Source organism: Sphingomonas glacialis (assembly GCF_014653575.1).
Lineage (GTDB): Bacteria > Pseudomonadota > Alphaproteobacteria > Sphingomonadales > Sphingomonadaceae > Sphingomonas > Sphingomonas glacialis.
Window position 1 is genome coordinate 1 of the sequence record NZ_BNAQ01000015.1, and the last position, 23,668, is coordinate 23,668.

Sequence of the window (23,668 nt, forward strand, 5' to 3'; positions counted from 1 at the left end):
TCCTCGTGGTCTTCGCAAACCCCGGTGAATCACAAGCTACTGAAATCGCTCAACTCAATTTTCGGTCGGGCTCTTAGACTTGCCCGTCGCTGCCATGATCGCGACTGTGCCCAGGCCGTCGTCCGTCAGCAAAATGATCCGAGCCCGCCACACGTGCTTTTGTGGGGAGCCGCGTGCCGCAACCAGCGCTTCCAGCCGCGCCCTGTCAGATGCCGTGACGATGATATTGATACCGGTGCGCATCCCGCATCGTTGCACAACATCGCCGCGCTGGGAATCTGACCGCGGTCTCGTCCGTCTCGTTCAATCCACTAGCATGCGCGACAAAGTGACGCACTCATCCGTTGTGCGAAAAACCAGCGTGAGGAAGATGTCCCCCTTTCCTTGCCATGATGGAGCCCCGCTTTGAGGCTTATCTTTGACACGGATCGTCAACCCGAAGTGGATGCGCGCTGGCCTACCACCGCGTTACCCGCCGTGGGCTCGAGCAAAATAGGCCGCTCTGTTTGGTGTACGACACTCGCGGGTATAATGGCCCCAGGTTCGACGTTTACCTATCCCAGGGTGACTGGCATATCCGTAAGATGATGGACGACGATGACGAGGTGGGCAGCGAGCTCCTTGAATTCATTTTTGGAATGTACGCACCCCAGATCGTAAAGCTGCGGGACAACAGGTCGGTAATCGTAAGCCATGGTGACACGCTTTGGGGATTTGAAGAGCCAATCGGCCGAGTGGTATTTTGCGACCATGTTCCGCGGACACTACACTGACGTGTCGTCGCAACACGCCGCCAGTGGCGCATCGACACACACGATCGCACGCGCGATACCACCGAGGCCTAGCGTCGCGAAAAAAGCTAACGCAACAGCTAAGCCCATTGTCGGAGGCGAGATGACCCTCTCGAAAAAGACGAACACGATCGAGCGTGCGTTTGAATTAGCCTGCGAAGGAGAGTGCCGGACCTTAAGTGGATTGGTAGAACGCCTGAGCAGCGAAGGGTTCAATGACGTGCAAGAGCATTTCTTTTGCCATAGCACTAGGCGGCAGTTGAAGGAGGCCCTCAGTTTCTTGGATCTGTAGAATGCGACGGATCTTCGATCCGGCCGTTTCGAGCTCCCTCTTGTCCGCCTTTATTCAACTCTCGGCCGTATCAATGCTTTTTAAATCAGAATGATCCGGCCTTCGTCGTCGATGCACGCTTTAGCGCCACGTTTAAGCGCTTCTGCATCTTCGACGCTTTCGTTTCGGGTTGATGTCGACACGACGATGATTGGGACGTGACCTCGCGCTGAACAAATTGGGCAGACGCTTGGGGGCGCGACTGGACCTTGCGGAGGTACTCGATCATAAGCCCTGGCTAATCCAATGCTGCCAACGGCGCGGGTATCGAAATATCGGGCACGGTCGCTCCACCGCCCACCAACTCGAAACGCCAGCCGAGCTTTTAGCCGTCGCGATGCGACTGCTTCGGTCGGCGCGATCTTCAAATTGCAAATCGAATAAATTGGGGGAAGCTTAGGCCTCGACAGTCTTGGCGAGAAGCGCGGATGACTGTGACAGTCAGGAGGTCCCCTCTCCACCCTCCGAAGAAGATGCATCACCCAAAACGCCCAAGATGCCCTTTACGGAGTAGGGCTTACGCAGCAGCTCGAAGGGATGATAGCTTTCTTCAGCGAGCACATGACTATAGCCGCTCGTCAGAACGACACGAAGGCCATGCCAGCGTTCATTAATCTGACGCGCGAGTTCCAGGCCATTGATGCCCGGCATGATAACATCGCTGAAGACAAGATCAAACTTTTCACTAGCAGTTTCCAGCAATTCCAGAGCAGCCTCTCCGCTTAGGACCCAGGTCACGATCTGACCCAATTCCTCAAACATACCGCGCGCGAACTGCCCAACATTTTCGTTATCTTCGACGAGCAGGACACGCCGCGTTGCCAACTGCTGTTCGCCTGCCAGGCGCGTCACTGAAAGCTGGTCGGGGTCGCGCTGCACCATCGGCAAGTAAAGAGTGAAGATGGTGCCAACCCCAATCCGGCTGCTGACGTCGATCTCTCCGCCTGATTGCTTCGCAAACCCATGAACTTGGCTCAATCCAAGTCCGGTACCCTTATTGAGGCCTTTGGTGGTGAAGAAGGGATCGAAGATATGCTTGAGCGTATCAGGCGCGATGCCGCTGCCGCTATCCTCTACTTTGACGGCCAAGAAATCGCCGGTCGTACCGCCGTGGCCTCGCACCGCCGGCAAATTATGGACGGTCGAGCTGGATATGGTGATGTTCCCACCTACCGGCATTGCATCGCGCGCGTTGACGACAAGGTTCAAAAGCGCCGTTTCGAACTGGTTGAGGTCGGCATTGACTGCGCCAGGCTTCGGCGGATCGATGGTCACCTGAATCGTCGAACCGACGCTGGCCTCGATCATCTGGCGCATGGCTTCAATCCGCGCGCCGACGTCGAATACCTCGGGCTTTAGAGGTTGACGGCGCGCAAAGGCCAGGAGCTGTGAAGTCAGCGCCGCGGCGCGGTCGGCGGTATCCGATATTGCATCGAGATAGCGCTCGCGCTTCTCCGGGCTCAGCGTCGGCATTTTCAGGAGGTCCGCGGACGAGCGGATGATCGTCAGCAGATTGTTGAAGTCATGCGCAACGCCGCCAGTCAGGCGGCCGACAGCTTCCATCTTCTGAGCTTGCGCCATCGCCTCACGCGCGCGTTCGACTTGCTGTTCGGCCTGCCAACGTTCCGTCAGATCCCGCGTTACCTTGGCGAAACCGATAAGCTCCCCTGCCTCATTCCGGATCGGATCGATCAGGACGCCAGCGCGGAAGCGTGTCCCATCCTTGCGCACTCGCCAGGACTCGACATCGTATTTGCCCTCTTCAGCCGCGACGCGCAGAGCGCGTTCAGGCTCGCCGGCCTGCCGATCTTCTTCGGTGTAGAAGCGGGAGAAATGCTCACCGATGATCTCCTCGGCCGAATAGCCTTTGATCGCCTCGGCGCCGGAGTTCCAATTCGAGATGTGGCCCTTCGGGTCGAGCATGTAGATCGCGTAGTCCCGGACGCCCTGGACGAGCAGGCGAAACCGCTCCTCGCTGTCTATCAGCGCGCGCTGAGCATCGCGCTTGTCGGTAATGTCGCGCGTCACCTTGGCGAAGCCGATCAGCGTGCCGTTTTCGTCCAGCACCGGATCGATCACAACGCTGGTCCAGAAGCGGGTGCCGTCCTTGCGCACGCGCCAGCCCTCAGACTCGAACGTTCCCCTTTCCGCCGCTAGCGCCAGCGCCCGCTCAGGCGCGCCTGCCTCACGGTCCTCGTCAGTATAGAAGCGCGAGAAATGCTCGCCGATGATCTCATCGGCCTTGTAGCCCTTGAAGCGTTCGGCACCGGCATTCCAGCTCGCGACATAGCCGTCGCGATCGAGCAAGTAGATCGCATAGTCCTTGACCGCGTTGACGAGCAGCTCAAAACGGCGATCGCCGCCGACCCCATCCAGATTTTGTTTCAAACTCATGCGCGTATCTGACACTATATAACTTCCGCATCGTTCGCCGGCACTGACACCCACGCGAAGTTAGGTGCACGATCGGAAGGCGGAAACCGATCGGTCCGACCTACGACTATCGGGCGCCCCTGTCACTGTCGTCCTTACTTGGCATCCATACCGCTTGTAGGCTTCCGCGATTCGCCGGACACAATCGCGACTGTCACCGGCGGTCGCGTGGCCACCTCAACTGATGATAAGTTACGACTTTGAAGTATAGCCAAATTGCAGAATGACGACGCTTGGGCGTGTTGCAAATCGCCGCTTATCAGCCCCGATCAGCAGCTTACGTCGGCACCGGACATCCACTAAAGCGGCGCCGAACGACTGGCTCTGGTCGGAAGCCGCCGATCCACTTTACCGGACGCCGTCTAACGGTCCTTGCTGGGCTCGACCGCAGTTGCACGTTCGTTGCTGTAAGCCGCGCCACTGTCGCTGATGCTCGGCCGATCGCCTGCTTCGATGCGGGTTGCTAGATCGCTGTGAAGCGAGACTAGCTCGGGTGGAAAATCCACGCCAGCCGCAGACCCCAGCCTGCGCTCCGCATCGTCGAAGAGATCAATTGCGCCTGCGAGTTCGGGTTCGCTGTACAGCGCTGCGCTCTCCCCTGCTCGCCATAGGCCGGAAAGTTGGTGGGACCGGATCATGCAAGCCGAGGCCGTTCGATCGACCGCAACCGTGGTGTTCGGTGGTGCCGGTGGCGCGGCCCCCCTCCCCTTGATCTCGGCTCGCGTGAGTGCCGCCAGGCGGTAACGCAGGACCCGGGTCTCCGGGGTATCCGTTGGTGAGGGCTGATATTGCCGGTTCAGGAGAACAATAAGCTCGGCTGTGCTGGCGGCCGACGCGGCGTTGCGCCAGTCCGTCAAAGACCGCTCGTCCGATAACAGATCTGCGGGTTGAGTCAGGATAAAGCGCTCGAGGAGCGGATCGCTGGCTACTGCGACAGGCAAGGGTGCTCGGTTACCGTTAGCGGCGGCATGGGCAAAGCCGATCGCGGTCGCAATCGTACCGAGCTGCGTCTTCATGATCTCACGATCGTCGATCGATCGCCCTAGGATCATCTCGAAGATCGGCGTCAAATCCGTCACCGCGGCCTGACCCGCTTCGATCGTGTCGAGCCTGTTGACGATCTCTTTGTGTGTCGCCTCGATGCGCTCGCTGCTCGCGGTCAGCGCATCGAGCTGCTCCTGAACGAGCGTCAACGCGTCCAGAACGCCTGCCAGGGCAACGTTTACCTGGTCCGTATTCATCGCTCGGGCCGACCCTTATCCGGCGAACGCGCTCGGTCCCGAGTTGCGCGGTCGCGATCCAATATCTCGCGAAGGACCTCCTCAGGCTTGCTTGATGAAGGTGCTGTAGTCTGTCGTTCGGCCTCGGCCATAAGCGAGCGAAGGCGCTCGGATACACCCGAAGGTCGGCGTTCATGCGGCATGTCTTCGGCTCGGCCGGGGCTCTCCCGGAGTGCTTGCTTGGCCTCCAGTTTTCCACGCATGACGCGAGAACGCTCCAGTGCTGCTGCGATCGGATCAGGCCCGGGATCCGCAACAGCGGGGCGCGTCCGAGCATCAACGATCGCGCCGCGCGTGCGGGACGGTGAAGCGGCACGCATTGCCCGAGCGGAGTTGGGCTCGGGCGGCGGCAATGCCGCGACGAACCGCCCGAGGCTCTGTGCCACCACCTGATCGGCGAGGGAGGGCGAAGCCGACAGCTCTGCGACGGATCGCATATAGGTCGCGCGAACGGTTGCCTGCCGACTTGCAATAATGGCCTCGACCGGGTCGGATATTCCCCGGTCGCGGAGGCGCATGGCGCGCTCCGCCCGGCTCCTATCGAGCCGCGGAACCTGCCCCTTGTCGCGCATCTTTTGTACCGCAATGTGCTCATGCGCGGGGTCAATACCGCGCGCCCTGGTCGGCGTGGCGTTGGCCTCGATGCCGCGTTCGCGGAGCTTCTGGGCGAAGCGTTGCCGCCATCGAAACAGATCATCTCGGTCCGGATGAAAGCGGCGCCCGTCAAAATCGCGACGCGCGATCGTGATGTGAACGTGCGGATGGTCGCGATCGACGTGAAGGCCGGCAACCCACGACCGGTTCGCAAACTCCTCGCGTGCGAAGTCCAGGGCCGCCGCTTTCAAACGCTCCGGATCGGTCCCCGTCGGCATCGAGAGGATCATGGATATCGACGTCGCACCTTTGCGTCTGGCGTCCCCGTCCATCTCGAAGTTATGCCAATCCTTCGCGAGGATCTGCATGTCGCGTCCATCCCGCAGAACGATCCCCTCGCTGGTTTCAAGCCCGAGTTCCTCGTCGGGACCGTGCCCCAGCCGACTGATGTAGGCGAAGTTGGCAAGGACGTGTCCGCCACCATGCTGACGCCCCGTGATCCGCAACATGACCTCGGGGACGCGACGCGATGTGCGATCCGCAGCCATGATCGCCTGGCCGCTCATCCGGGCCTGCGTTCCGCCCCCGAAAGCATGCTTCGCCTGCGCACTGGGACGCGATGTGGTCGGCGAGGATGCGGCCTTCGGGAACATCGACGCGACGGCAAGGCCGAGCATCGTGCCCCCGGTTTTCGGGCCCTTTGCGCTGCCGCCTCCGGTCCCCAGGCGGTACTTCTTGGGCGGCGCGAAGACGCCCGCCATGGAGTCCATCGTTCCGGAAGAGAAGCGGAAGCTCACGCTCCTGACGCTCGGTAGGTTTCGGTCCAGTACCCGACCTCTGCCCCGATCGAAGCAGATAGGGCCAGCCGGGTCGTAAACAGTAGCGTCTTCAGTTCTTCACATTTCTCGATGAAGGGACTGGCGATGCGGGCGATGTCGAGCGAGCTTTCGGGCTGGTTGGCGGCGTTCATCGCATGGACCGCTTGATTGATGTTCCGGCCGATCAGAAGCACCTGCTTGCGCAATTTGACGATCTCAGCCTGGGTGGCTGGAGCAAGCCTCAGCACGCCCGCCTTGTCCCAAAGCTGCCAGCGAAGCGTGCGTTTGATCCATTCGTTTCGCGTCATCCCCATCGGCGCAGCAACGGCGTCGATTCCCTCGATCTCTCTACGGTCGAGCCGCACGGTCACCCGGATGTTGTCGTCAGGATGCCCCCTCCCCTGGATTGGCATCACCGGGATGTCATCGTTCTCTGGAGCCAGCACGGCATTGGCCAGGGCGTTCGCCATCCAACTACTGCGGGTCTGCCCGTTTGCTGCGGCAACGCGGTCGATCTCGGCGATCAACTCGTCCTTCAACCGCAGGCCTACATTCATCTCAAAAGCCCCGTGCAGCGGCGCCCCACAAGCCAATGTTCAACATTGGTGCCGTGAGGCATATCCTGCCATCCCTAGTAATTGCCTATCACCATCAAACAACAACCTCCTTGGAGCGAAATCACTCCAAACGCGGAGGTGAAAAGTGATTGACTGCGTGTATGCGACAATTAGCTTTCGGTATTGTGGTCTCGGCGCAGGGTGTTTGCACGATTAGTCACGCCTATCTGCAATCTCCTGCACCGTCTGCAAAATGGTAAGTTGTTCTCTATTTAAACTGGATACAAAGAATGGCCCGAACAAGGAAAGTCGTCGAGCTCGCAACAATCGAGGCTCGGCGGGAAGCTCTAAAAGCGGAACTTGCTCGTCTGGACGAACAGGCAAAGGCGGCGGAGCAGACGGCTCGGGACGCTGGTCGTCCGGTTCTTGCCGCAGCGCTCGAGCGGGTTAAAATTGCAGCGATCGACAAAGCGGATGCCCGGGCGATCGCGACGGCAATCTCGAATCACGGCGGCAAAGCGGTGGCCACCCAACTTGCGTCGCTCGTCTAGGATTATCTTCAGCTTCGCTCGAAGATAGCCTGTCTACCAACCCATAAGATGGTCGCGTCGATCGGCAATTGCGCCGAGCGACCGTCATTCCCGGGCGTCCAAACCACTCGTCGCATTCCCACTCTCGGTTGTTTCGCTCCACCTTCGTTTTTGGAAAAGCTGGCATCTGGCGCCGGTCCGTTACCACATTGCGCTGGACGCCTGCATGCGCGAGGAGAACGATAGAAGAACTTAGCGCCATCCCAATCGTGCTTGGCAGCGTCCACCAGCAGCGGAGACATCCGGTTTGAGTTCGGCGACCGTCATCGGCATCCCCACCGACGAGAAGGTGTTCGAGAGCAATTGCGTGCCTCTATTCGCAGGCATCATTAACGATCCGAACGTCAAGCTGTTGGGTACGCGTGGCAAGAAGCAATTTGGGCTGGACCTGATCGGGCGGCGCGATCGGGATCCTGCCCAGCCGGTGGGAATTCAGTGCAAGCTTATCACCCGCGGCGCAAAGCTGAGCGAGAAGATCGTTCGCGCCGAGGTGACGCAAGCACTCGCGATCGTCCCGCCGCTGACCGAATTCTATGTCGTCACGACCGCGACCGACGAACCGGCGCTGGATCTTCTCGCGATCACGCTGAGCCAGGAGCAGGCCGGCGCAGGGCGCAGGATCGATATCCAGGTGTGGGGATGGGACACGCTGCAGGATAAGATCCGCGCCGACCCCCGCGCACTGGTCGCCTTCGACCCGGAGTACAGCGCGTCGACGAACAAGCTGTTGGCGCTCGGCAACGAGAGCGTCCAGGGCCAGTCGCAGCTCTACGCACAGAACGAACGCCTCTTCCAGCACATGGAAGCGATCAGTGCGATCATCGCGGTGGGGCCGGTCGATACGGCGCGAAGCGCATTCGAGCAGCATCTCGATCTTCAGGTCGATCAATATCGCGACCTGATGAACGCGGGGAAGTCGCGGACCGCGCTCACACTGCTCGAAATGCTCGATGGAACCCTGGACGCGACGCGTTCGGCCGCGATCCGGGCGCGGGTCAAGGCGAACATCGCCCATGCACGCCTGCGGCTCGGTGACGAGGCACGCGGTGCCGACCTGCTCGCCGAGGCCTATGCGCTCAACCCGGCGGATCCGAAGGTGCGCGCAAACTATATTCTCGCACTCTCGCTGCAGGGAAAGCTCGAGGAAGCATGGCAGTTCGCCGAACAGGTGCTGCGCGACGATCCGACCAATTCCGGCGCGGCAGGGCTCGCGTTCCAGGTCGCATCCATGTCGAACGAAACGCGTGACCCGCTCGCAATCGTGCCCGCCGCACTCCTCGACGATCTCAATGTCAGCATCCATCGCATCAGCTATCTGCGTGCCAAAGATGCGCCAGACAGCTGGTGGCCGCTCGCGGCAGAGACGCTGGTGCGCTTCCCAGGCGACGGAACCGCGATGCGCATGGCGGGGTACGCGCTCATCGATGAGGCGCTGAGCGACCGTTCGCGAGAACGTCGCAGCTTTCTGGCAGAGGGACGGCGCAGCAAGCTGATAGCGGGTGCCGCGCTGTTGCAGCGGCACTGGGATACCGTCCGTCTGTACGAGAACGCGACCGACCCGAATTGGATCATGGTCTCCTACAATTTGGTAACCGCCTACCGCGCGCTCGGCGAGTTCGATCGCGCCAAGGCCACGTCCGATCAGATGCTCGCGCTTGGCAGCACCGATCCTGAGACCTTTCTCACGGCCGCATGGGTGGCGATCGATCAGGATGCGTTTGCCGAGGCCGTACGCCTGCTGCGCAGCGGTCCGTGGACTGCTGCGGCGACGCTGCCGCTGCTCGTCGCCCTCTCCAACCAGAACGAATGGTCGGACGTCCTCAAGACCGCGACGCCTGAGCGTCGCACAACGCTCCCGCCGCCGGATCGCCAGCTGTTCGATACGCTTCTCTTTCGCGCCCGGCACGCCGCCGATCCAGCCTTCGATCTTGCAGAAGCGGTCGATAGGTTGCTCGAGGCGTGGCCGCTCGGCGTCTCGGCGCACATCGCGGTCGCCGATATCTACCGACGCGACAAGCAGGAGGACGCCACTCGGGTCGCCGCGAAGGCGAAGGCACTGATCACCGACCAGGCAAGCTATTCCGACCGGGTCATGTTCGCTCAGCTCTCGCTGTTTCGCGAAGCCTGGGACGACGTCATCGCAGTGCTAGACGGGCACGTGCGGTTGGACCAGCCATCGGACGAACTCGGATGGTTGTCCCTGGCTTTTGCTAATGCAGGCCTGCGCCCGAGAACTGCGCAGTTCTTCAAATCGCTCGGGGCCAGCGTCATCGCTCAGTCTCGCTTCTCCCGCCTGGCAGGCGCGGCTGAACACCACCGTGGAGATTTGAGCGCGGCCGAGCGGTACCTGCGCACCGCGATCACAGCGGATCCAACCGACCTTCGCGCCCTGCTGCTGCTCGCCAATACACTCGTGCGCGCCAATCGCGAACCGGACGCGATCGATCTCATACGGCAGATCGACGACGATGCGGTGACGGGCTCGCCGGACGACATGATGCGCCTCGCCCACCATCACCGCCGCAACGGCGACGTCGAGCGCGCGCTTCGTTTGGGGTACACGGTCGCTGCCGGTCACCGCCAGGTCGAGGAGGTGATGGCGTCCTATCCCGGGCTGATCTTCCTCGACGAAGCGTTGCCCGCCCCGATTGGGCGTGCCGGCCCCGCTCAGCCGGATTTTTGGTTCGAACTCGAGGGTCTCGATGGAACGCGCGACGCCGCCGGCGTCATTGATGCCACGCTGATCGAGGGGGTCGACAGCTATGCGCCCGACCATCCGCTCGCTGCCGCGCTCATTGGCATGCAGGTCGGCGACGAGTTCGTCATGACCGCCGAGATCGGAACCGATCGTCGATATCGGGTTCGGCAGCTCAAACATAAGTACATCTGGCTGCTGCATGACATCATGGCGACCCACGCCGCGCGTTTTCCGGACGCCACCTCGTTCGTCGAGATGTCGATGAAGGAGGGCGACGTGCAGCCGGTCCTGGACTTGGTGCGGGACTATTCGAAGAAGGACGACATCGTCGTCGACACCTATGCCGACTTCCCCGTGCCGCTCGCGGCCGTGGCCGCGATGTCGCACAAGCATGTTCTCGCGCTGGCGGAGCATCTTAGTGCGAGCGGCAAGAATCTGCGGACGTGCATCGGTGCGCAGGACGAACGTGATGAGGCGATGCAGTTCGTACGGCGCGCCCGGGGCAAGGGTGCTGTGCTGGATACGCTGACGGTATGGCAGCTGCGCGAATTGGGGCATCTCGCCGCCGCCGAGACCTACTTCGGCCGGCTTTGCATCCCGCGATCGACCTTCGACGAAATCCTCGAAGTCCGCGCCAAGATCGAATCAAATCGCGGCCGCGAGTTCATGACGATGGGCTATGACGGCGACCAGGCTTGGCGCCGGGTCCATACGCTGGAGGAAACCGAGGCGCAGCTCGTGATGGTCAACGGTGTCATTGCCGACCTCGAAGCGCATTGTGAGATTTTGCCGGTAGATGGATCGGACGACACCCGGCTCGAGCAGCTGATGGGTGCCTATAGCGCTCGCAAGATCTTCGACCCGGCTCACCTTGCTAAAGCCCAAGGCCTCATCATCGTTTCCGAAGATTTGAACCTGCGCCAGTTCGCGGCGCAGCAGAAGGTGATTGGCGGTGCCTGGCTCCAGGTCGTGCTGCATGTTCTAGGTAGCGAAGGCGTGGTTTCCGAAAAGGATTATCTGATCGCGGTCGGCATGCTCGGCGCCATGCGGCACGATCATGTCTGGGTCGACGCGAAGATTCTGATCGGCATTTTGACGCTGGATGATCCCCGCGCCTTCGCGCTGTACGAGGCTGCGATCCGCTTCATGGGCGGGCGGAAGGCCGAGATGCGATCGCACCTCGGCGTGACGCTCGATCTGATGCGGACCATCTGGCTGACGGCGCTACCGGACTGGGAGCGGGGCCGCGCAATCGGCAGGCTTTTGGACCAACTGGCGCGCTCGCGACCAAATGACTGGAAGGCGGTGCTTCATCTAATTGATGCGAACCTTGGCGAATTGGCGGCCAAGGGAGATATTCTCGCCGGTCGGGGCCGAGACTATCTCACCGGCTGGATAATAGGGCACTTCCACGATCTCGATGCGATTCGATCCTACGAGAAGATCATCACCGAAATCCGGACAGCACGTCCTCTACGGCGCGCGAGAAAGCGAAACGCGAGGCACCTCAAAACGACTTAGCGATAGTGTACTAGTTTAAACGAGGTTTCAGGTTGCGCTCGCTTCACGCGACCCAGCAGGATACCCCGAAGCAGTCTGACGGCGCCAGATGAGGCTGCCCCCTCCCCTGCCGGCCCACCACAGATTGCGTCGTGTTGGTGGCTGGCGATCGCCCGTGCGCCACTGCACGCGGGCGCCGCGCGTACGGTGTTTCGGGCGCCGTCGCGGTTCTGCCAAGCGAGGTATCACGCCCTATCCATTCGATCGTGGGGCCGCCTTTAACGAGGTTCTGCAGCGCGCGGGCGGTCAACCAGGATTGCGTTGCGTCGCCGCGCTAACGGCCATGCAAGGCCCCTGCCCTACCTATTGACTAGCGCCATCGATCTCGCGTTCGTAAAGCAAAAGCGCCGCATCAGCGACGACGTCGGCGAGCACGCGTTTGCGTGCCGGGTCCGCGTCACGAAGAGCATAGAGTCTCGCAGCGGTCTCGGGATCTACCCTCACGTTGATCGCGATATTGCGATTGCCGGTTACGCGTGGCGGCCGTTGGAATGTCCCGGCTTGGGGACGCTCTTGAGGCACGGGCGCCGCTACAGGCGGGGCAGCTACAGCTGGGACAGCCGGACGCGACGGAAAGCCGGCCCCGTCGCTGATCTCGCGTAGCTTGGCTGGATCCTTGTTCGGGGGCGTATCATCGAACTCCGAGAGATCGAGCCGGGACCGGGTCATGCTGCCTCCTTCACGGTACGCGCCTTACGCAGCCTTGCGATCACCGCTGCCGCATAGGCCTCGGCGTTCTCGAGCGCTGCCTTCATGTTACCGACGCCTTTGTCGTTGATGGTGCGAAGCGTTCCACCAGCGGCGAACATCGCCCGATAGGCCTCGCGATTGTAGATCATGACCGGAAGGACTGGAATTTCAGCATCGTTGAACTGCTCCGCGATGTCCTTCTGATTGTTCGAGCGCAGCGCCGGCGGGATTTGGCTGAACAGGATCGCATAATCGATCTCTGTCCTGGTACCGCGCGCCGTCTGCTTTACGAGCTTGATAGCGCGGGCAGCCTGGGTGGCATCCAGATGCGACCCCTTGCAAGGAATGATCACCAGATCGCTTTGCGCGATTGCGAAGGTGACGGTCGCGGTCGCCGCGCCTTCGAGGTCAACGAGTGTGAAGCGCGCCTCCGACGCGCCCCTCTCGATCTCATCGATGATCGCGTTTTCGTCGCGGCACCCGACGACAGTTATCGCATCCGGTCGTCCCGGTAACTGGCCCCAGTCGACCAGCGGAAGGTTCGGGTCAGCATCGATCAGGCGTACGGTACCCCCCGCCTCCGCCAACTCTCCGGCGAGCAACAATGTCGCGGTGGTCTTGCCCACCCCGCCTTTCGGCGACACGAAGCTGATGACTGGCATGCTGCTCTCCCGTTGCGGCCAGGTTGCTACCATGTAGCAGCCAGCGTTCATGAAGCTGCTATATCGCAACCTAGCAGCTAGCGTCTAGCGACTTTGACGCAATCTGACAGCGAACCGCTTGCGGTATGATTGCGATTTGATCGCAACTAAACCGCGAGTTGGTTGCGAGTTTATCGCGGGCCAGTTGCAGCTTGGATGCGACAATGTTGCGGTTAAGAGGCTACATGCTCGCGATTTGGTTGGTAGCCGGTTGCTGCTTGCTACCAACTAGCGATACGAACCTTTGGGATACCGTCGAGACGCGGTTGTAAAGGCGCGAGGGACAGGGCCACACCGTGTATGAACATGCTACGTCATAGCTATCGGGTTGCTACCCCAACGCAATCCGCGATCATGTCGCTACAAGGTCGCTAGCTTGTTGCTACCAGGCAGCTACCAGGCGAAGGAACAATTCCCCCAGTTCGCGTGTCGCCAAATCAATTGATGAATCCGCAGTGCCAAGCCACATATCGACAAGAGATTGAGACGCCGAACGCGACAAACGCGATCGGCGTTCACCAAAGCGCAAAATGGCGAAATCGATCGTGAAGTACCCACGGGCCGATCGCGTTCGACACGACCTGCATGAGACCGGATACAACGACGCTCAAGACGAAGAGCCAATCCTAATCGGGCGGCCGAGGCCGCCCGGACGATGCTCATTCCTCCCAGAGCGGCTTGAGCTTGCGCATCCGCTTTACTGCGGGCTGGGGTGCCGGCTCGGGCATCCCGTGTGCTGCGATCTCCGCTTGGATGCTTGCAAATTCAGCGAGCCATGCCTGGGTGCGTGCGGTTTGGACGTGCATGTGAACCTCCGTCTGTTCCTTGAGACGGATGCCGACTGACGATCGGGTGGGGTCAGGGGCACAGGACCGCGCAGCGGCCGCGCAAGCGGGGCGTGGGGGTGCCGATTTTGTCGTGGTCGAAGCGAAGCGAAGGCCGCGCCAAAATTGGGGGAACCGCGCATCCTTGACGCTGGCTCCGCCCGGTCGTCACCATGGACAGAGTCGACGACAGAGCCTTTCCGACGTTGGTAGGGCAGGGGAGGCGCCGACCCACGCGACGGTCTTGCCTCCCACACGCACCAGTCACCCTTCCCAGACAACCGTCGATGTCCAGATAGCGACCGTCAGCTAGTCTCAATCAAATTCTGCGGCAAGTCGCGGGCGTTTAAGCACTCGATCTCATCGGAAAGAATGCCGCCATCACGACGACCTCTGCCACGAGCGAAGCGATCTAAGACCCCGGGCGCTCCCGCACGGCCGTGCTGATCGCCGAGCGTCGTGTGGGGAAGGGGGGCACGAAATTCATGATCTCGTCCTTCCGCAGCAGGGGGAACCCCGGCGCCATCGCGCCGGGGCGGCGGGTCATCGTTCGTCGACGCGCATGATCGTGAGAACGCGCGTGGTTTTGAAGGGATCGGCCGGATCCTCCGAGCCCGCGCTCAGGTCGTGATTGTAATAGTCGATCTTCCAGTAGCAGTCGGTGCCTCCAAACCGGAACCGGCCCAGGTCGTGCTCGCCGTAGGGGTCGATCGCGTCGTCAAAATCGTCAAAGTCGCGAACCGCGCGGAGCAGCTCCGCCCGCTTGCGGAAATTTCGGAAGAGGCTGACGTCGCCGATCAGGTCTGCGATCCCGCTGGTCATCACGACCCGGTTGTTGCCCGGGGCGGTGAGATGCTCGCGCAGCCAGTCGTTGAGGCGGGCGGTCTCCGCTGCGCCACCCGTGGCGCGGTCTGATTGAGGCGTTTGCTCGGCCATGATGGTCTCCTGCCATTGACCCCGACGATCGGGGCCTTTCGACAGGCGACAGGACGGCCGGGGCATAGATCGCTCGCGCACACGTAGGGTCGCAACGGAGTGGAGAAGCCCGCTGGCGGGCTTGCGCGGGGGGGCGCCCCGGCCAGGACGTAGGAGCCCGAAATGCCGCGGGGATCGTCGACAGGGCAGAGACTTCAGGTCCAGGCTGATGCTGGACGACCACGCCGATCGGGGCGTATCGTTCGACCATGGAAACGGCTACCAACATCGTTGCCCTGTGGCCCCGCTGGATGGACAGCGTGGGCGATATGCTCAGGACGAAGGCGTTGGTCCGGATCCGTTGCTGCAAATGCGGGACGCTGATGCGGGCCGAGCTGGAAGACATCGTGGCACGCCACGGCTCTGACTATTCGCTGGTCGACAAGCTGGAGCGCTGCCGGATGGTCGAGTGTGAAGGGTCTACGTTCTATCTGGCGTCGCGAACCTATGGCCGGGAATGGGTGACACTCCTGCGCGACCCGCGGCTGATGAAGGTGTTCGAGGAACTGCCGCCTGTCCGGACGGCGTGGAGCTGATTGCCCGCGTCCGAAAGAGATACCGTCTGAATTTGCATCCCGCACCCAATCGGTGGTTGGAAGGGGGTAGAAGCCTTTCGTCCAGCAGCGCTGCCGTGCTTGCGCAGCGGGGCCGGGGCGGGCTCGATGCCCGCTCCGGCGCCTTCACCGTTGAAGAGCGAGCAGGGGAGGGGGGCCGAGGCCCCCCGGGAGGCTCAGGCGTAAGGGTCATACTCGTTGACGATCGTGAGCGAGTTGTCGTGATCCTCGGCGGTAATGACGGCGTACCCCGTGCCGACGGCAATGACCATGGTTGCCACCATCAAGGTTCTTGCGAGGCCCATGGCGTTTTTGCGGGCGATCCAGATATCGTTGAACATGTCCGAGGCTCCTGTGAAGCCGGCGGAGTTCATCCCCGCTCGACAGGCGCCCGACAGGACGGGGAAGGGCCGCGATCACCTTTTTCGCTTGCGAAAAAAGCCGTAGCGAAGCGCCCGGACCCCTTGCGGGTTGATCGTACAAGGCCCTGAGCCGGCCCAAGGATTGCGCCTCAAGAGCGAGGTGAAGCCCTCCTTCCGGGACCGTCGTGCTCAGCGTTGGGTCGCCGGAGACGCGCCCGCTCGCAGGCGCGGTGCACACCTGCCCAGTCCGTGTCCCCTCTCTGCGCTCCGATGTCGACGGACACAGTGCGCTGCGCGGCGGCGCGGCCCCGGCTGGGCTAGGATGGAAGGAAGTTGCCGCTTTTCGGAAAGACGTTTCCGCCCTGCGCGTCCGTCAGTCGATCGTCACCCAAACGGGCCGAGACCGGCTACGGGCTCGGTGGAGCAAAGCGGAATAGAGCGACGGTCCCGGCTTCGCCGGGAGACGCCAACTCGTCTCGAGGCACCAACGCTGGCGACCCAGCTTCGCAAAAAGACTTCAAACTGAACGGCGATCCCTATCGTCCTCTATGCGTTGGTAATCGACGACGATCCGCTCATTTTAATGCATGCCTGCGACATCACGGAAGGAGCGGGGTTTCGCCTTCGCGAAGCGGGCACGGGTGAAGAGGCCAAGACCTCCTGGGCGATCATACCGACGGAGTGATGGTCCTGTTCCAGGCGTGGCGATGCCCGGCGACAACGACGGTGCGTGCTAACCCATTACGTTGCCGAGCATTGGCCCTGGATCGAGATCGTGATCGCAGGCGGCAACGTGACGCCGTGTCCGGGGACATGCCCGACAAAGCGACGTTCATCGGCAAGCCTTTCGACGATCGCATGCTCCAGCAACGTCTCACGGAGACGCTGCCGGACAACAAGCAACTCGAGCAGCTCAAGCACGCGGCTTAGCTGTGTCTTCGTGAACTTGTGACCTTGCGGTCCTGATTGCCGGTGAACGCGAGAAGAGGCCCGGAGCGCCAGCTCCGGGCCCGTACTGCCTCCCTCAGAAGGGTACGTCATCCGCCTCATCGTCCTGCGCGGCGCCTTGGCGTTCCTGGCGGTTCTTGCCGTAGGAGAGGAAGGTCACTTCGTCGGCGATGATCTCGACACCGTAGCGCTCGATGTTCTGATCGTCGGTCCAGCGGGTGTAGTGGATGCGGCCCCGGACCATGACCTTCTGGCCCTTCTCGACATACTGCGCGACGGTCTTGCCGACGCCGTTGAAGCAGGTGATCCGGTGCCATTCGGTGTCCTCGACCCGGCGACCTTCGCCATCCTTCATGGTCTTGCCGTCCTGGTCGCGCTTGGGGCGCGAGGTGGCGAGGGAGAAGTTGGTGATCTTGGTGCCGCCCTGGGTGGTGCGTACTTCAGGCGTGGCGCCGACGTTGCCGGCGAGGATGACGAGGTTCTGCATTTCGAGGTTCCTTTTTTGCTCGCCGGGGGGTCCGTCCCCTCGACTGAACACCAAAAAAGACGGCCAGGACGCCCTCTCCACCGGAGCGCGTAGACGCGCAGGGGAACCCCGATCAAAGGGGTGGTGCGGGCAGCCGTGGCACACGGCAACTCGGCCCGAATGATCGCGGGTTGGAGCGGGTGGACGGCCGGATTAGGTCGTTCAGGAAAGAGAGGGGATGGCCCCCCACGGCGGGCAACGGACATGGAACCGTGAAGCAGAACGCCCTTGTCGCGTTGCTCGTCCGGCAGTGCCACTATGCCTTGATCCCGCTATCCGGGCGGACCTGACACCCTCCCGCGCTGGTGCTCGCGCCCTGCGCCGGTGTCTGTCGTGAAGGATGATGGTTGCGGCGTGGACCTTGGTGCCGCCTTTCCCCGTCACGGCGCGCGCGCGTCGTGCGTGTCGAGATGACGATTGGGGGGTTCGTGATGCGCAGCGCCCCGCCCGGACGGCAGGAACCGGACGCGGCTGTCGTGATTCCGGCAGCGCATCCCCCCCTGGCATAGAGCGGCGAAGCCGGCGCAGAGACCAACGCGGTGAGGTGGCGTGTGGCCTAAACGAGAGGCACACGGCGCGGGGCAGACTCCGGCCTCGCCCCACGGAACCGCTCCGCGTCGGAATCGCGATGCGGGCACGGTAAGCCCCCGTCAGTCGAGCGTCACCCGAATGGGCCAAGACCGGCTAAGGGGCTCGGTGAAGCGAAGCGGAATAGCGCGCTGGTCGCGACACTATTGGCCCCGAACCTTCGCGAGCTTGCCCTTAGGAACCAGTCATCACCGCTCGGCTGTTCGCCTTGGAAGCCTGCACGACCGATCATGTCCTCGACATCGCGATCCGCGTCCTCACCATTCAGGCGGGGGGCCGGAGCCGGCGACGGTGACGAAAAGCCTCTTTCCGCTCGCGCGAGGAGCGCTGAGGTTGTCCGTCATGACGACGTGGTCGGTGTCGCCGTCAGCCGAAGAGCGGAGCGCCAGCAATGCGCAGCCGTCTGTAACGGGTTGGGCGAGGCATCGGTTTACTCCTCGATGGGGGTGGAACTGAGTGGAATCTGCGGGGAGGCGGCAAAGGGCGAGGCCGCTGGCTTTGCCAGCGGCCGAGCCGAAGCTCAGGCGACCTCTCGGTCGCGCTGAGCGTTCTGAGCTGCGGGCGGGGTGCCGAGCGGGCCGCGGCGATCGACCACGCGGATACCGGCCTTCTTGGCGTCGATGACCAGACGCTCGGTCACGCCGTTACCCTGGAAGGCGATGACGTAGCGGGGTTTAAGCGAGAGCATCTGCTCGTTGCGACGGAAGCCGGCACGATCACCCAGCTTGCGATCAAGACCGAAGCGAACTTGCTGGATGCCGTTTTGCTCGGCCCACGACGCCGCGATGCGCTCGATCCCCTTCATGTCGCCGCCATGGACGAGATACATGTCGCCGACGCGCTCCCGAACCGCACCCAGGGTACGCAGCAGATTGTCGCCAAACGCCTTCATATCCTCATCGGTTCGGAAGGTCAGCCGTCCCCCGGCAAACACTACGGGCGTGCCCTGTGCAGTGTTGGCGTCGCGGACCCGCTCGCGGCGAGCCTGAAGGAAGGCGCGTCCGTCAACGATTGCCGACGTAACCCCGAGCGAAATGCGGTTGCCGGTCGACGGGATCCAGGAACGGCCGGTTTCGCGGATATAGTGTGCCGCTGCGGTGTCGCGCATGTGTTCGTAGCAGGTGGCGGCTTCCTCGATCTTCTTCGCAAGGTCGATCTTGTCCTCGAGGTTAGCGGTGTTGATCTCCGAACCGTCCTGCTCGGCCAGGAGGAACCTGATCTCGTCGGTGAGACGGTCGATCGTCGCGTGCTTCTTGGCCGCGGCCCGGTGGAAGAGGTTGACCAGGCCCCAGCCCATCTCCTCAATGTCGCGTTCGAGCGACGTATTCTGGAGGGTTGCGAACAGGTCGCTCCAGATGGCGGTGGTGGTCTGCTCCAGTGCTTCGGTCGAGGGCGGGCACATGCCCGAAACGTCTTCGGCTCGGGGTTCGAGGTGTCCAAGCTCCAGAGCGGAAAGTGCGGCAGCGAGGGAAGTGGTCATGGGGTCAAGCCCTTCATCTGATCGAGGCCGGCGGCCTATCCGCCGGATGCGCACCTCCTGGGCGGCCGAATGAGGGGGCCCCGCACCGACGCGAAGCGGAGGGAAACCGCAAAAACCGGGGTGGTGCGGGCAGCCGCAAAGCGGCAACTCGGCCCGGATTTTTGCGGTTGCGGGGGTCTCGCGGCCGCCCATGTGCCGCATCCCTCTGGCGGAAGGCTGTCGGGCGTCAGGTGGCTTCGGGCGCAGACGTGACCACGCTAGCTGCTACGATTGAAGTGGGGCTCAACCCGAACGTCGCAACGTCGTCGAGAATTGCCTGCCCCGTTGCACACAAGCGGACCATCGCCGCTGGGGTGATCCGTGGGCGCTCCATCGGCGCCGATCGCGTCGATCATGATGCGCAAGCTGTCGACCAGATCCTCGCTTCGGGTCGCGGCATAGCCCGCGCACGCCGTGGCTTGCGAGAACAGGCCCGGGACGGGCAGGGCGGAGGCAGCGCCGCCATCGAGGACAAGGCGCCAAGGATCGACGTCCGCACCTTCAGCGACAAGCGCTGACATAAGTGGGATGCTCCGTATTGAGGCTCTTCCACCCGTCGGTCGTATGCGACGCATCGACATGCGGAGCGGCAGGCGCCGACGACGTCATCCGCCTCGACCGTGATTTCCGCACGGTAATGGGCAGGGTATTCGAAAGGGGTCAGTGAAGGTCTTCATGAGACCGGACTTCTGAAGGTTGGCTAAATTGGAGACCCAAGCGGTTCGGGTCATTCGTAGCGGGGACGCTCGGCCGGAAAGGCGAGAGGGGGCCAGCCTTTGTGGGCGTGGGCCCCGAAGCGACCAGCGGAGAGGACGCTGCTGATCTCGCGAGCGTGATCGCCGACGTTCCAATCACGATTGAGATACGCCTAAAACTCCAGCTCAATCGTCCATCCGTGGTCCTCGTGACCCTCGGCAAAGGTGACGCCACAGGCAGTCAGTGCCGGTTCGGTGCAGAGTTCGCCGGAATCTCAGTACCATGGTGATGGTCTTTGGCCAGTGCGTTGGACGCGCGATGAAAGTCGTCGAGCCAGCGCCCCATCGGGACGCGTTGCTCAGGGAGAAGTGCGGCCTGCGCGGCCTGAAAATCGAGTAGCGCCAAGGGCGCCGTCTCGATGATGCGGTCGACTTCGGCCGGTGAGAGGAGGCCGCGTTCGCGGATGAACTCGGTGATGCTGCCGGGACGCGGTGTCGCACCGCGACGGCCGAGCACCGGCTTGCGCCACAGGCCCTCGACATTGCGAAGGCGAGGCTTGGCTCGCGCTTCCATCAATACGATGATGCGCAACTCCTCGGTTGAAAGCTCCAGCACCTCGTCGGGCTTGATGCTGCCGCAGAAATAGCAGCTCGATTTGGGCGGGACGGGGAGTCCGGCGCGCGCGATGCGCGCCTCGCAGTCGGCGCGCGACCATTCCCATTCCCGCAAGGGGTAGCGGTAGGCGTAGCGAGGATCCTCGCACCCAACCGCGTGATGGTAACGCTGCGTGTCGCGTCCGGAGGCGTCGTAGCCGATCAGCTTTACCACGCGCCCGCCTGCGTCCCAGCAGCGGCGCGCGGGTTCCCATTTGGCGGTCCAGGCATCTTGCGGGGCCGCCTTCCATTTCTGGCTGCACGACCCGCCACCAAATACCACAGAGGGCAGGGTGGCGTTGGTCAGCATGTTCTCGGCGATGCCCGCATAGGGCGGCCAGTGTTTGAAGTTGCGGGGCTGGTATCGGACAATCTCGGACGCGATGCCGCGTTCCGACATCCAGGCCCGGAACACGGGGATGAACGCATAGGTCGCCGACTTCTCGGCGCCGGGATCGGCGAAGAGAACCATGTCGATCGGCTCGCCGCGTGTCGCGAGCTCGACGATCATGGCGGTGGAGTCGACGCCGGCCCCCCAGGCCGCGATGACCGGCGGGCGGTCAACCATTGGTCGTATCCCGGACGATGATCGCCGCATGAACGATGCGGTAGGCGCGCTTGCGAAACGCCGGGATGCGGCAGATCGCGCGGCTCTCCGGGTCGCGGAACAGCGGCGTCTTGCCCTTGGGGTTGGCAACCACCTCGAAGCGGCTGCGGTCGCTGCCGTCGGTGAAGCGCATGGGCTCATCGAAGATGATGATCTGCCCAGGCTTCGGGGTCGGTTTGGCCCGGTCGAGCTTCTTCGCGAGCAGGTTGGCGCGGCACCGCGCGCGCCAGGCCAAGGCATATTTGCTGTCCGTAGCGGTAAGCTCGTCGAGGATCGCGGCCGGGCACTCGCTCTCGTTCGGCCCGACCGTTTCATCCATGTCCTTATAGCCGAAGGTGCATCCGTCGCGCGCGCCGGTGCTGGTCTTGGTGAGGCAGACGATGCCAAACACGATCCGTTCGGCGTCGTCGGCGAGGCGCTCGCAAGCGGCGTAATAGGTTGATCCGACCATGGCTGACGCGAGAACTGTCAGGCGATGCGTGTCACGCTGGTAGGTGAACTGGTTGTCGAGATAGGAGCGCGCGGAGGCGTGGCCGCCCATATCGCGCATGAAGAGCCAACCATGATAAGTCTCCGATGACGTGAGGATCAGGCGGCAGCGGCGAGGCGCGGAGCGCCCACGTCGCCAACCGTTGCGGTGAGCCGGCGCTGGAACGTGGCTGCCAGCAGCTCGGCGATCGGTGCGCGTTGAACGGCGCCGGCGTGTTCGCAGCCCCGGCAGCGGTTGAAGGTGATCTCGCTGTCGGGGAGGAAGCTGTGCGGACGCACTCGGATCGATAGGTCCGCGTGGCGCAGCTCGGTCGTGCCATCGTCCGCGATACCGCCCATGTCGGTATCGATGCGAATGTCATGGGCCTCGAGGCCGATGGCCTCGGCGAGCGAAGCGAGCGCGAGGCGTGCCTGCCGGTGGAACGTCCGTTTCGCCGCTCCGTCGCCGGCGACGCTATTGCCGGCGATGTCGAGCAGCGCGGATCCGGCAATGACGGTGCCCCGATCTTCCGCACAGCGCAGGCGCAGTTCGTTGGTGCTGGGCGCTCCACGTTCGGCGACGGACGCCAGGTTGCGGATCAGCAGCAGGACCGATGCATCGCGGTCGATCGGCTTGCCGGCACGCTTGCAGTCGTCGACGCCCGCGTTCAGGGCATGTAGTGCTGCGGGCAGGGTGCCAAGCGCGTCGGGGGAAAGCGCCTCGTTGTGGCGGTAGTGGGTGTCGTAGAGCATGGCCGGACCTCCTGAGCGCACACGCGCGCTCAAAAGGCCGAAGGCTCCCTCTCCTCCGTCAACGCGGCCTTGGTCAGAGCATCCCTCCTACAGGGTCGGCCGAGCGGGAGGCCGCGTCATAGCCGTATTGCCAAGCCGTGCGGAGCTTGCTCGCTCGATGGTAATGGCAACGGTCGTTGCCCATGACGAAGCAGCGCCATCCCGATTTCTCGGCTTCCCACAGCGGGTCTTCCCGCGTGGGACCGAGCAGGTCCATGAGATCGACGCGCGTGGCGGTGTTCATGGCGGGTCTGCGTGGTCGCCGAATGCGCCGGCAGGGAGCGTCCAGCGATCCGCCAGGATCGAGAGACGCCAGACCGGGTCATCGGCTTGCGCCAATTCGTCGGGATGCCACGTGGCAGCCGGGAACGCCGTGCCGCAATCAGCGAGCTGCGTGACGGTGAGCGTGCGATGAATGGTCTTCCCGCCCGCGGCTTCGCGAGCCGCGACCCGTTGGAAGGCGGCAGGGAAGACGAGCCGGAGCGTCGCCCATTGGTCCGGCGAGCCGAAGATGCAGGCTCGGCAGGACAGGCGGCCCCAACCCAGGACGTAGGCCGGGTGGGGACGGATCCGCGCTTGCGCGATCACGTCCCAGATCAGGCGCTCGGTCCAGTCATGGACTGGGCGCCAATGATCGACCGCACGCGCGAGGGTCGATGTGCGATGCGGCTCGAGCGTCGCATATCGCGCATGCGAGGGACTTTCCTCGCCGCGCTCACCGGTGATGACCAGCGTGCGGCCGTCGAGGAAGCGCGGCTGATTCCGGATCGCGGCCGCGAGGACGTCGATCTTCAGCGCTGGACTGCACCAGCGCACCCGAAGATCGGGAGACGTCTGGGGAAAGAGCCCGCGCGTGCCGGCAGGGCCGTTGCCCCCGGCACGGCCGATGCCGGTTGGCGTCTCGAACGCTATCGGGGCGGTCGGCGCGTCGTCGCGTACCAATTCGCGCGCGACGCCGCCTTCACGCCACGAGACGTAGACAGCGATACCGAAATATTCGGCGATCGCGCGGACATAGGCGCGCGTGCACGGCCATTCCATGAAGGTCGGGCCGTGGCCATCGACATCATGGTGATGCAGCTCGATCGCGTGTGCCGGCACCCCGAGGCTGAG

The 23,668-nt window shown here is 62.9% G+C and carries 20 protein-coding genes and 1 pseudogene; 4 read left to right on the plus strand and 17 right to left on the minus strand.

Translation table 11 applies throughout. The annotated features are described in order from the left end of the window. Positions 1-69 precede the first annotated feature (69 nt). The 5 genes and pseudogenes from IE187_RS20480 to IE187_RS20500 all read right to left on the minus strand — a co-directional run. Positions 70-243, minus strand: a pseudogene (locus tag IE187_RS20480) (IS630 family transposase); the annotation flags it as partial. Positions 244-1,563: 1,320 nt separating this feature from the next. Next, the gene (locus IE187_RS20485; RefSeq protein WP_189677859.1) at positions 1,564-3,516 is read right to left on the minus strand and encodes a hybrid sensor histidine kinase/response regulator; all 1,953 of its coding nucleotides are present in this window, start codon (positions 3,514-3,516) and stop codon (positions 1,564-1,566) included. 401 nt (positions 3,517-3,917) lie between these two features. Then, the gene (locus IE187_RS20490) at positions 3,918-4,796 is read right to left on the minus strand and encodes a hypothetical protein (RefSeq protein WP_189677860.1); all 879 of its coding nucleotides are present in this window, start codon (positions 4,794-4,796) and stop codon (positions 3,918-3,920) included. Beyond that, complete coding sequence (locus IE187_RS20495; protein ID WP_189677861.1) at positions 4,793-6,190, minus strand: relaxase/mobilization nuclease domain-containing protein; 1,398 nt, start codon at positions 6,188-6,190, stop codon at positions 4,793-4,795. The genes IE187_RS20490 and IE187_RS20495 overlap by 4 nt, the downstream gene beginning before the upstream one ends. Positions 6,191-6,222: 32 nt before the next feature. Beyond that, positions 6,223-6,804 carry a hypothetical protein gene (locus IE187_RS20500; protein WP_189677862.1) on the minus strand — a complete coding sequence of 194 codons (582 nt, stop codon included), beginning with the start codon at positions 6,802-6,804 and terminating at the stop codon, positions 6,223-6,225. A 290-nt stretch (positions 6,805-7,094) separates the two neighbouring features. Here IE187_RS20500 and IE187_RS20505 point away from each other — a divergent pair, with 290 nt between their 5' ends. Further along, entirely contained in the window at positions 7,095-7,355 is a 261-nt protein-coding gene (locus IE187_RS20505) for a hypothetical protein (RefSeq protein WP_189677863.1), read from the plus strand. A 286-nt stretch (positions 7,356-7,641) separates the two neighbouring features. Continuing rightward, a complete protein-coding gene (locus tag IE187_RS20510; protein WP_189677864.1) occupies positions 7,642-11,613 on the plus strand; it encodes a tetratricopeptide repeat protein in 3,972 nt (1,323 codons plus the stop codon). A gap of 704 nt (positions 11,614-12,317) precedes the next feature. Here the strand turns inward: IE187_RS20510 and IE187_RS20515 are convergent. From IE187_RS20515 to IE187_RS20525, 3 genes are all read right to left on the minus strand, one after another. After that, positions 12,318-13,004, minus strand: a complete 687-nt coding sequence (locus IE187_RS20515; RefSeq protein WP_121905587.1) for a nucleotide-binding protein — start codon at positions 13,002-13,004, stop codon at positions 12,318-12,320. Between the two features lie 698 nt (positions 13,005-13,702). Next, the gene (locus IE187_RS20520; protein ID WP_189677865.1) at positions 13,703-13,849 is read right to left on the minus strand and encodes a hypothetical protein; all 147 of its coding nucleotides are present in this window, start codon (positions 13,847-13,849) and stop codon (positions 13,703-13,705) included. Between the two features lie 561 nt (positions 13,850-14,410). Continuing rightward, positions 14,411-14,803: a DUF3768 domain-containing protein gene (locus IE187_RS20525; RefSeq protein ID WP_189677866.1), complete on the minus strand. Its 393-nt coding sequence runs from the start codon at positions 14,801-14,803 to the stop codon at positions 14,411-14,413. 248 nt (positions 14,804-15,051) lie between these two features. On the opposite strand from IE187_RS20525, the gene IE187_RS20530 reads away from it, so the two are divergent. Next, entirely contained in the window at positions 15,052-15,378 is a 327-nt protein-coding gene (locus IE187_RS20530; RefSeq protein WP_189677867.1) for a hypothetical protein, read from the plus strand. Positions 15,379-15,572: 194 nt separating this feature from the next. On the opposite strand, the gene IE187_RS20535 is transcribed toward IE187_RS20530, so the two are convergent. From IE187_RS20535 to IE187_RS20550, 4 genes are all read right to left on the minus strand, one after another. Continuing rightward, positions 15,573-15,737, minus strand: a complete 165-nt coding sequence (locus IE187_RS20535; protein ID WP_189677868.1) for a hypothetical protein — start codon at positions 15,735-15,737, stop codon at positions 15,573-15,575. Between the two features lie 762 nt (positions 15,738-16,499). Next, on the minus strand, positions 16,500-16,679 hold the full coding sequence (locus tag IE187_RS21540; RefSeq protein ID WP_229839617.1) for a hypothetical protein: 180 nt from the start codon (positions 16,677-16,679) through the stop codon (positions 16,500-16,502). Positions 16,680-16,782: 103 nt separating this feature from the next. Further along, positions 16,783-17,193, minus strand: a complete 411-nt coding sequence (locus IE187_RS20545) for a single-stranded DNA-binding protein (protein ID WP_131534417.1) — start codon at positions 17,191-17,193, stop codon at positions 16,783-16,785. Between the two features lie 1,147 nt (positions 17,194-18,340). Then, on the minus strand, positions 18,341-19,300 hold the full coding sequence (locus tag IE187_RS20550) for a DUF2493 domain-containing protein (RefSeq protein WP_189677875.1): 960 nt from the start codon (positions 19,298-19,300) through the stop codon (positions 18,341-18,343). Between the two features lie 248 nt (positions 19,301-19,548). Here IE187_RS20550 and IE187_RS20555 point away from each other — a divergent pair, with 248 nt between their 5' ends. Then, a complete protein-coding gene (locus IE187_RS20555) occupies positions 19,549-19,857 on the plus strand; it encodes a hypothetical protein (RefSeq protein WP_189677869.1) in 309 nt (102 codons plus the stop codon). Between the two features lie 418 nt (positions 19,858-20,275). Here IE187_RS20555 and IE187_RS20560 read toward each other — a convergent pair whose 3' ends face one another. The 5 genes from IE187_RS20560 to IE187_RS20580 all read right to left on the minus strand — a co-directional run. After that, positions 20,276-21,256: a hypothetical protein gene (locus IE187_RS20560; protein ID WP_189677870.1), complete on the minus strand. Its 981-nt coding sequence runs from the start codon at positions 21,254-21,256 to the stop codon at positions 20,276-20,278. Continuing rightward, positions 21,249-21,845 carry a DUF6927 domain-containing protein gene (locus IE187_RS20565; protein WP_189677871.1) on the minus strand — a complete coding sequence of 199 codons (597 nt, stop codon included), beginning with the start codon at positions 21,843-21,845 and terminating at the stop codon, positions 21,249-21,251. Before IE187_RS20565 ends, IE187_RS20560 begins: the two co-directional genes overlap by 8 nt. 38 nt (positions 21,846-21,883) lie before the next feature. Next, positions 21,884-22,516 (minus strand): hypothetical protein, encoded by a 633-nt coding sequence (locus IE187_RS20570; RefSeq protein ID WP_189677872.1) that lies wholly within the window; start codon positions 22,514-22,516, stop codon positions 21,884-21,886. A gap of 73 nt (positions 22,517-22,589) precedes the next feature. After that, positions 22,590-22,799 (minus strand): hypothetical protein, encoded by a 210-nt coding sequence (locus tag IE187_RS20575; RefSeq protein WP_189677873.1) that lies wholly within the window; start codon positions 22,797-22,799, stop codon positions 22,590-22,592. After that, a partial coding sequence (locus IE187_RS20580; RefSeq protein WP_189677874.1) for a phosphoadenosine phosphosulfate reductase domain-containing protein occupies positions 22,796-23,668 on the minus strand: 873 nt, incomplete at its 5' end. The genes IE187_RS20575 and IE187_RS20580, both read right to left, overlap by 4 nt.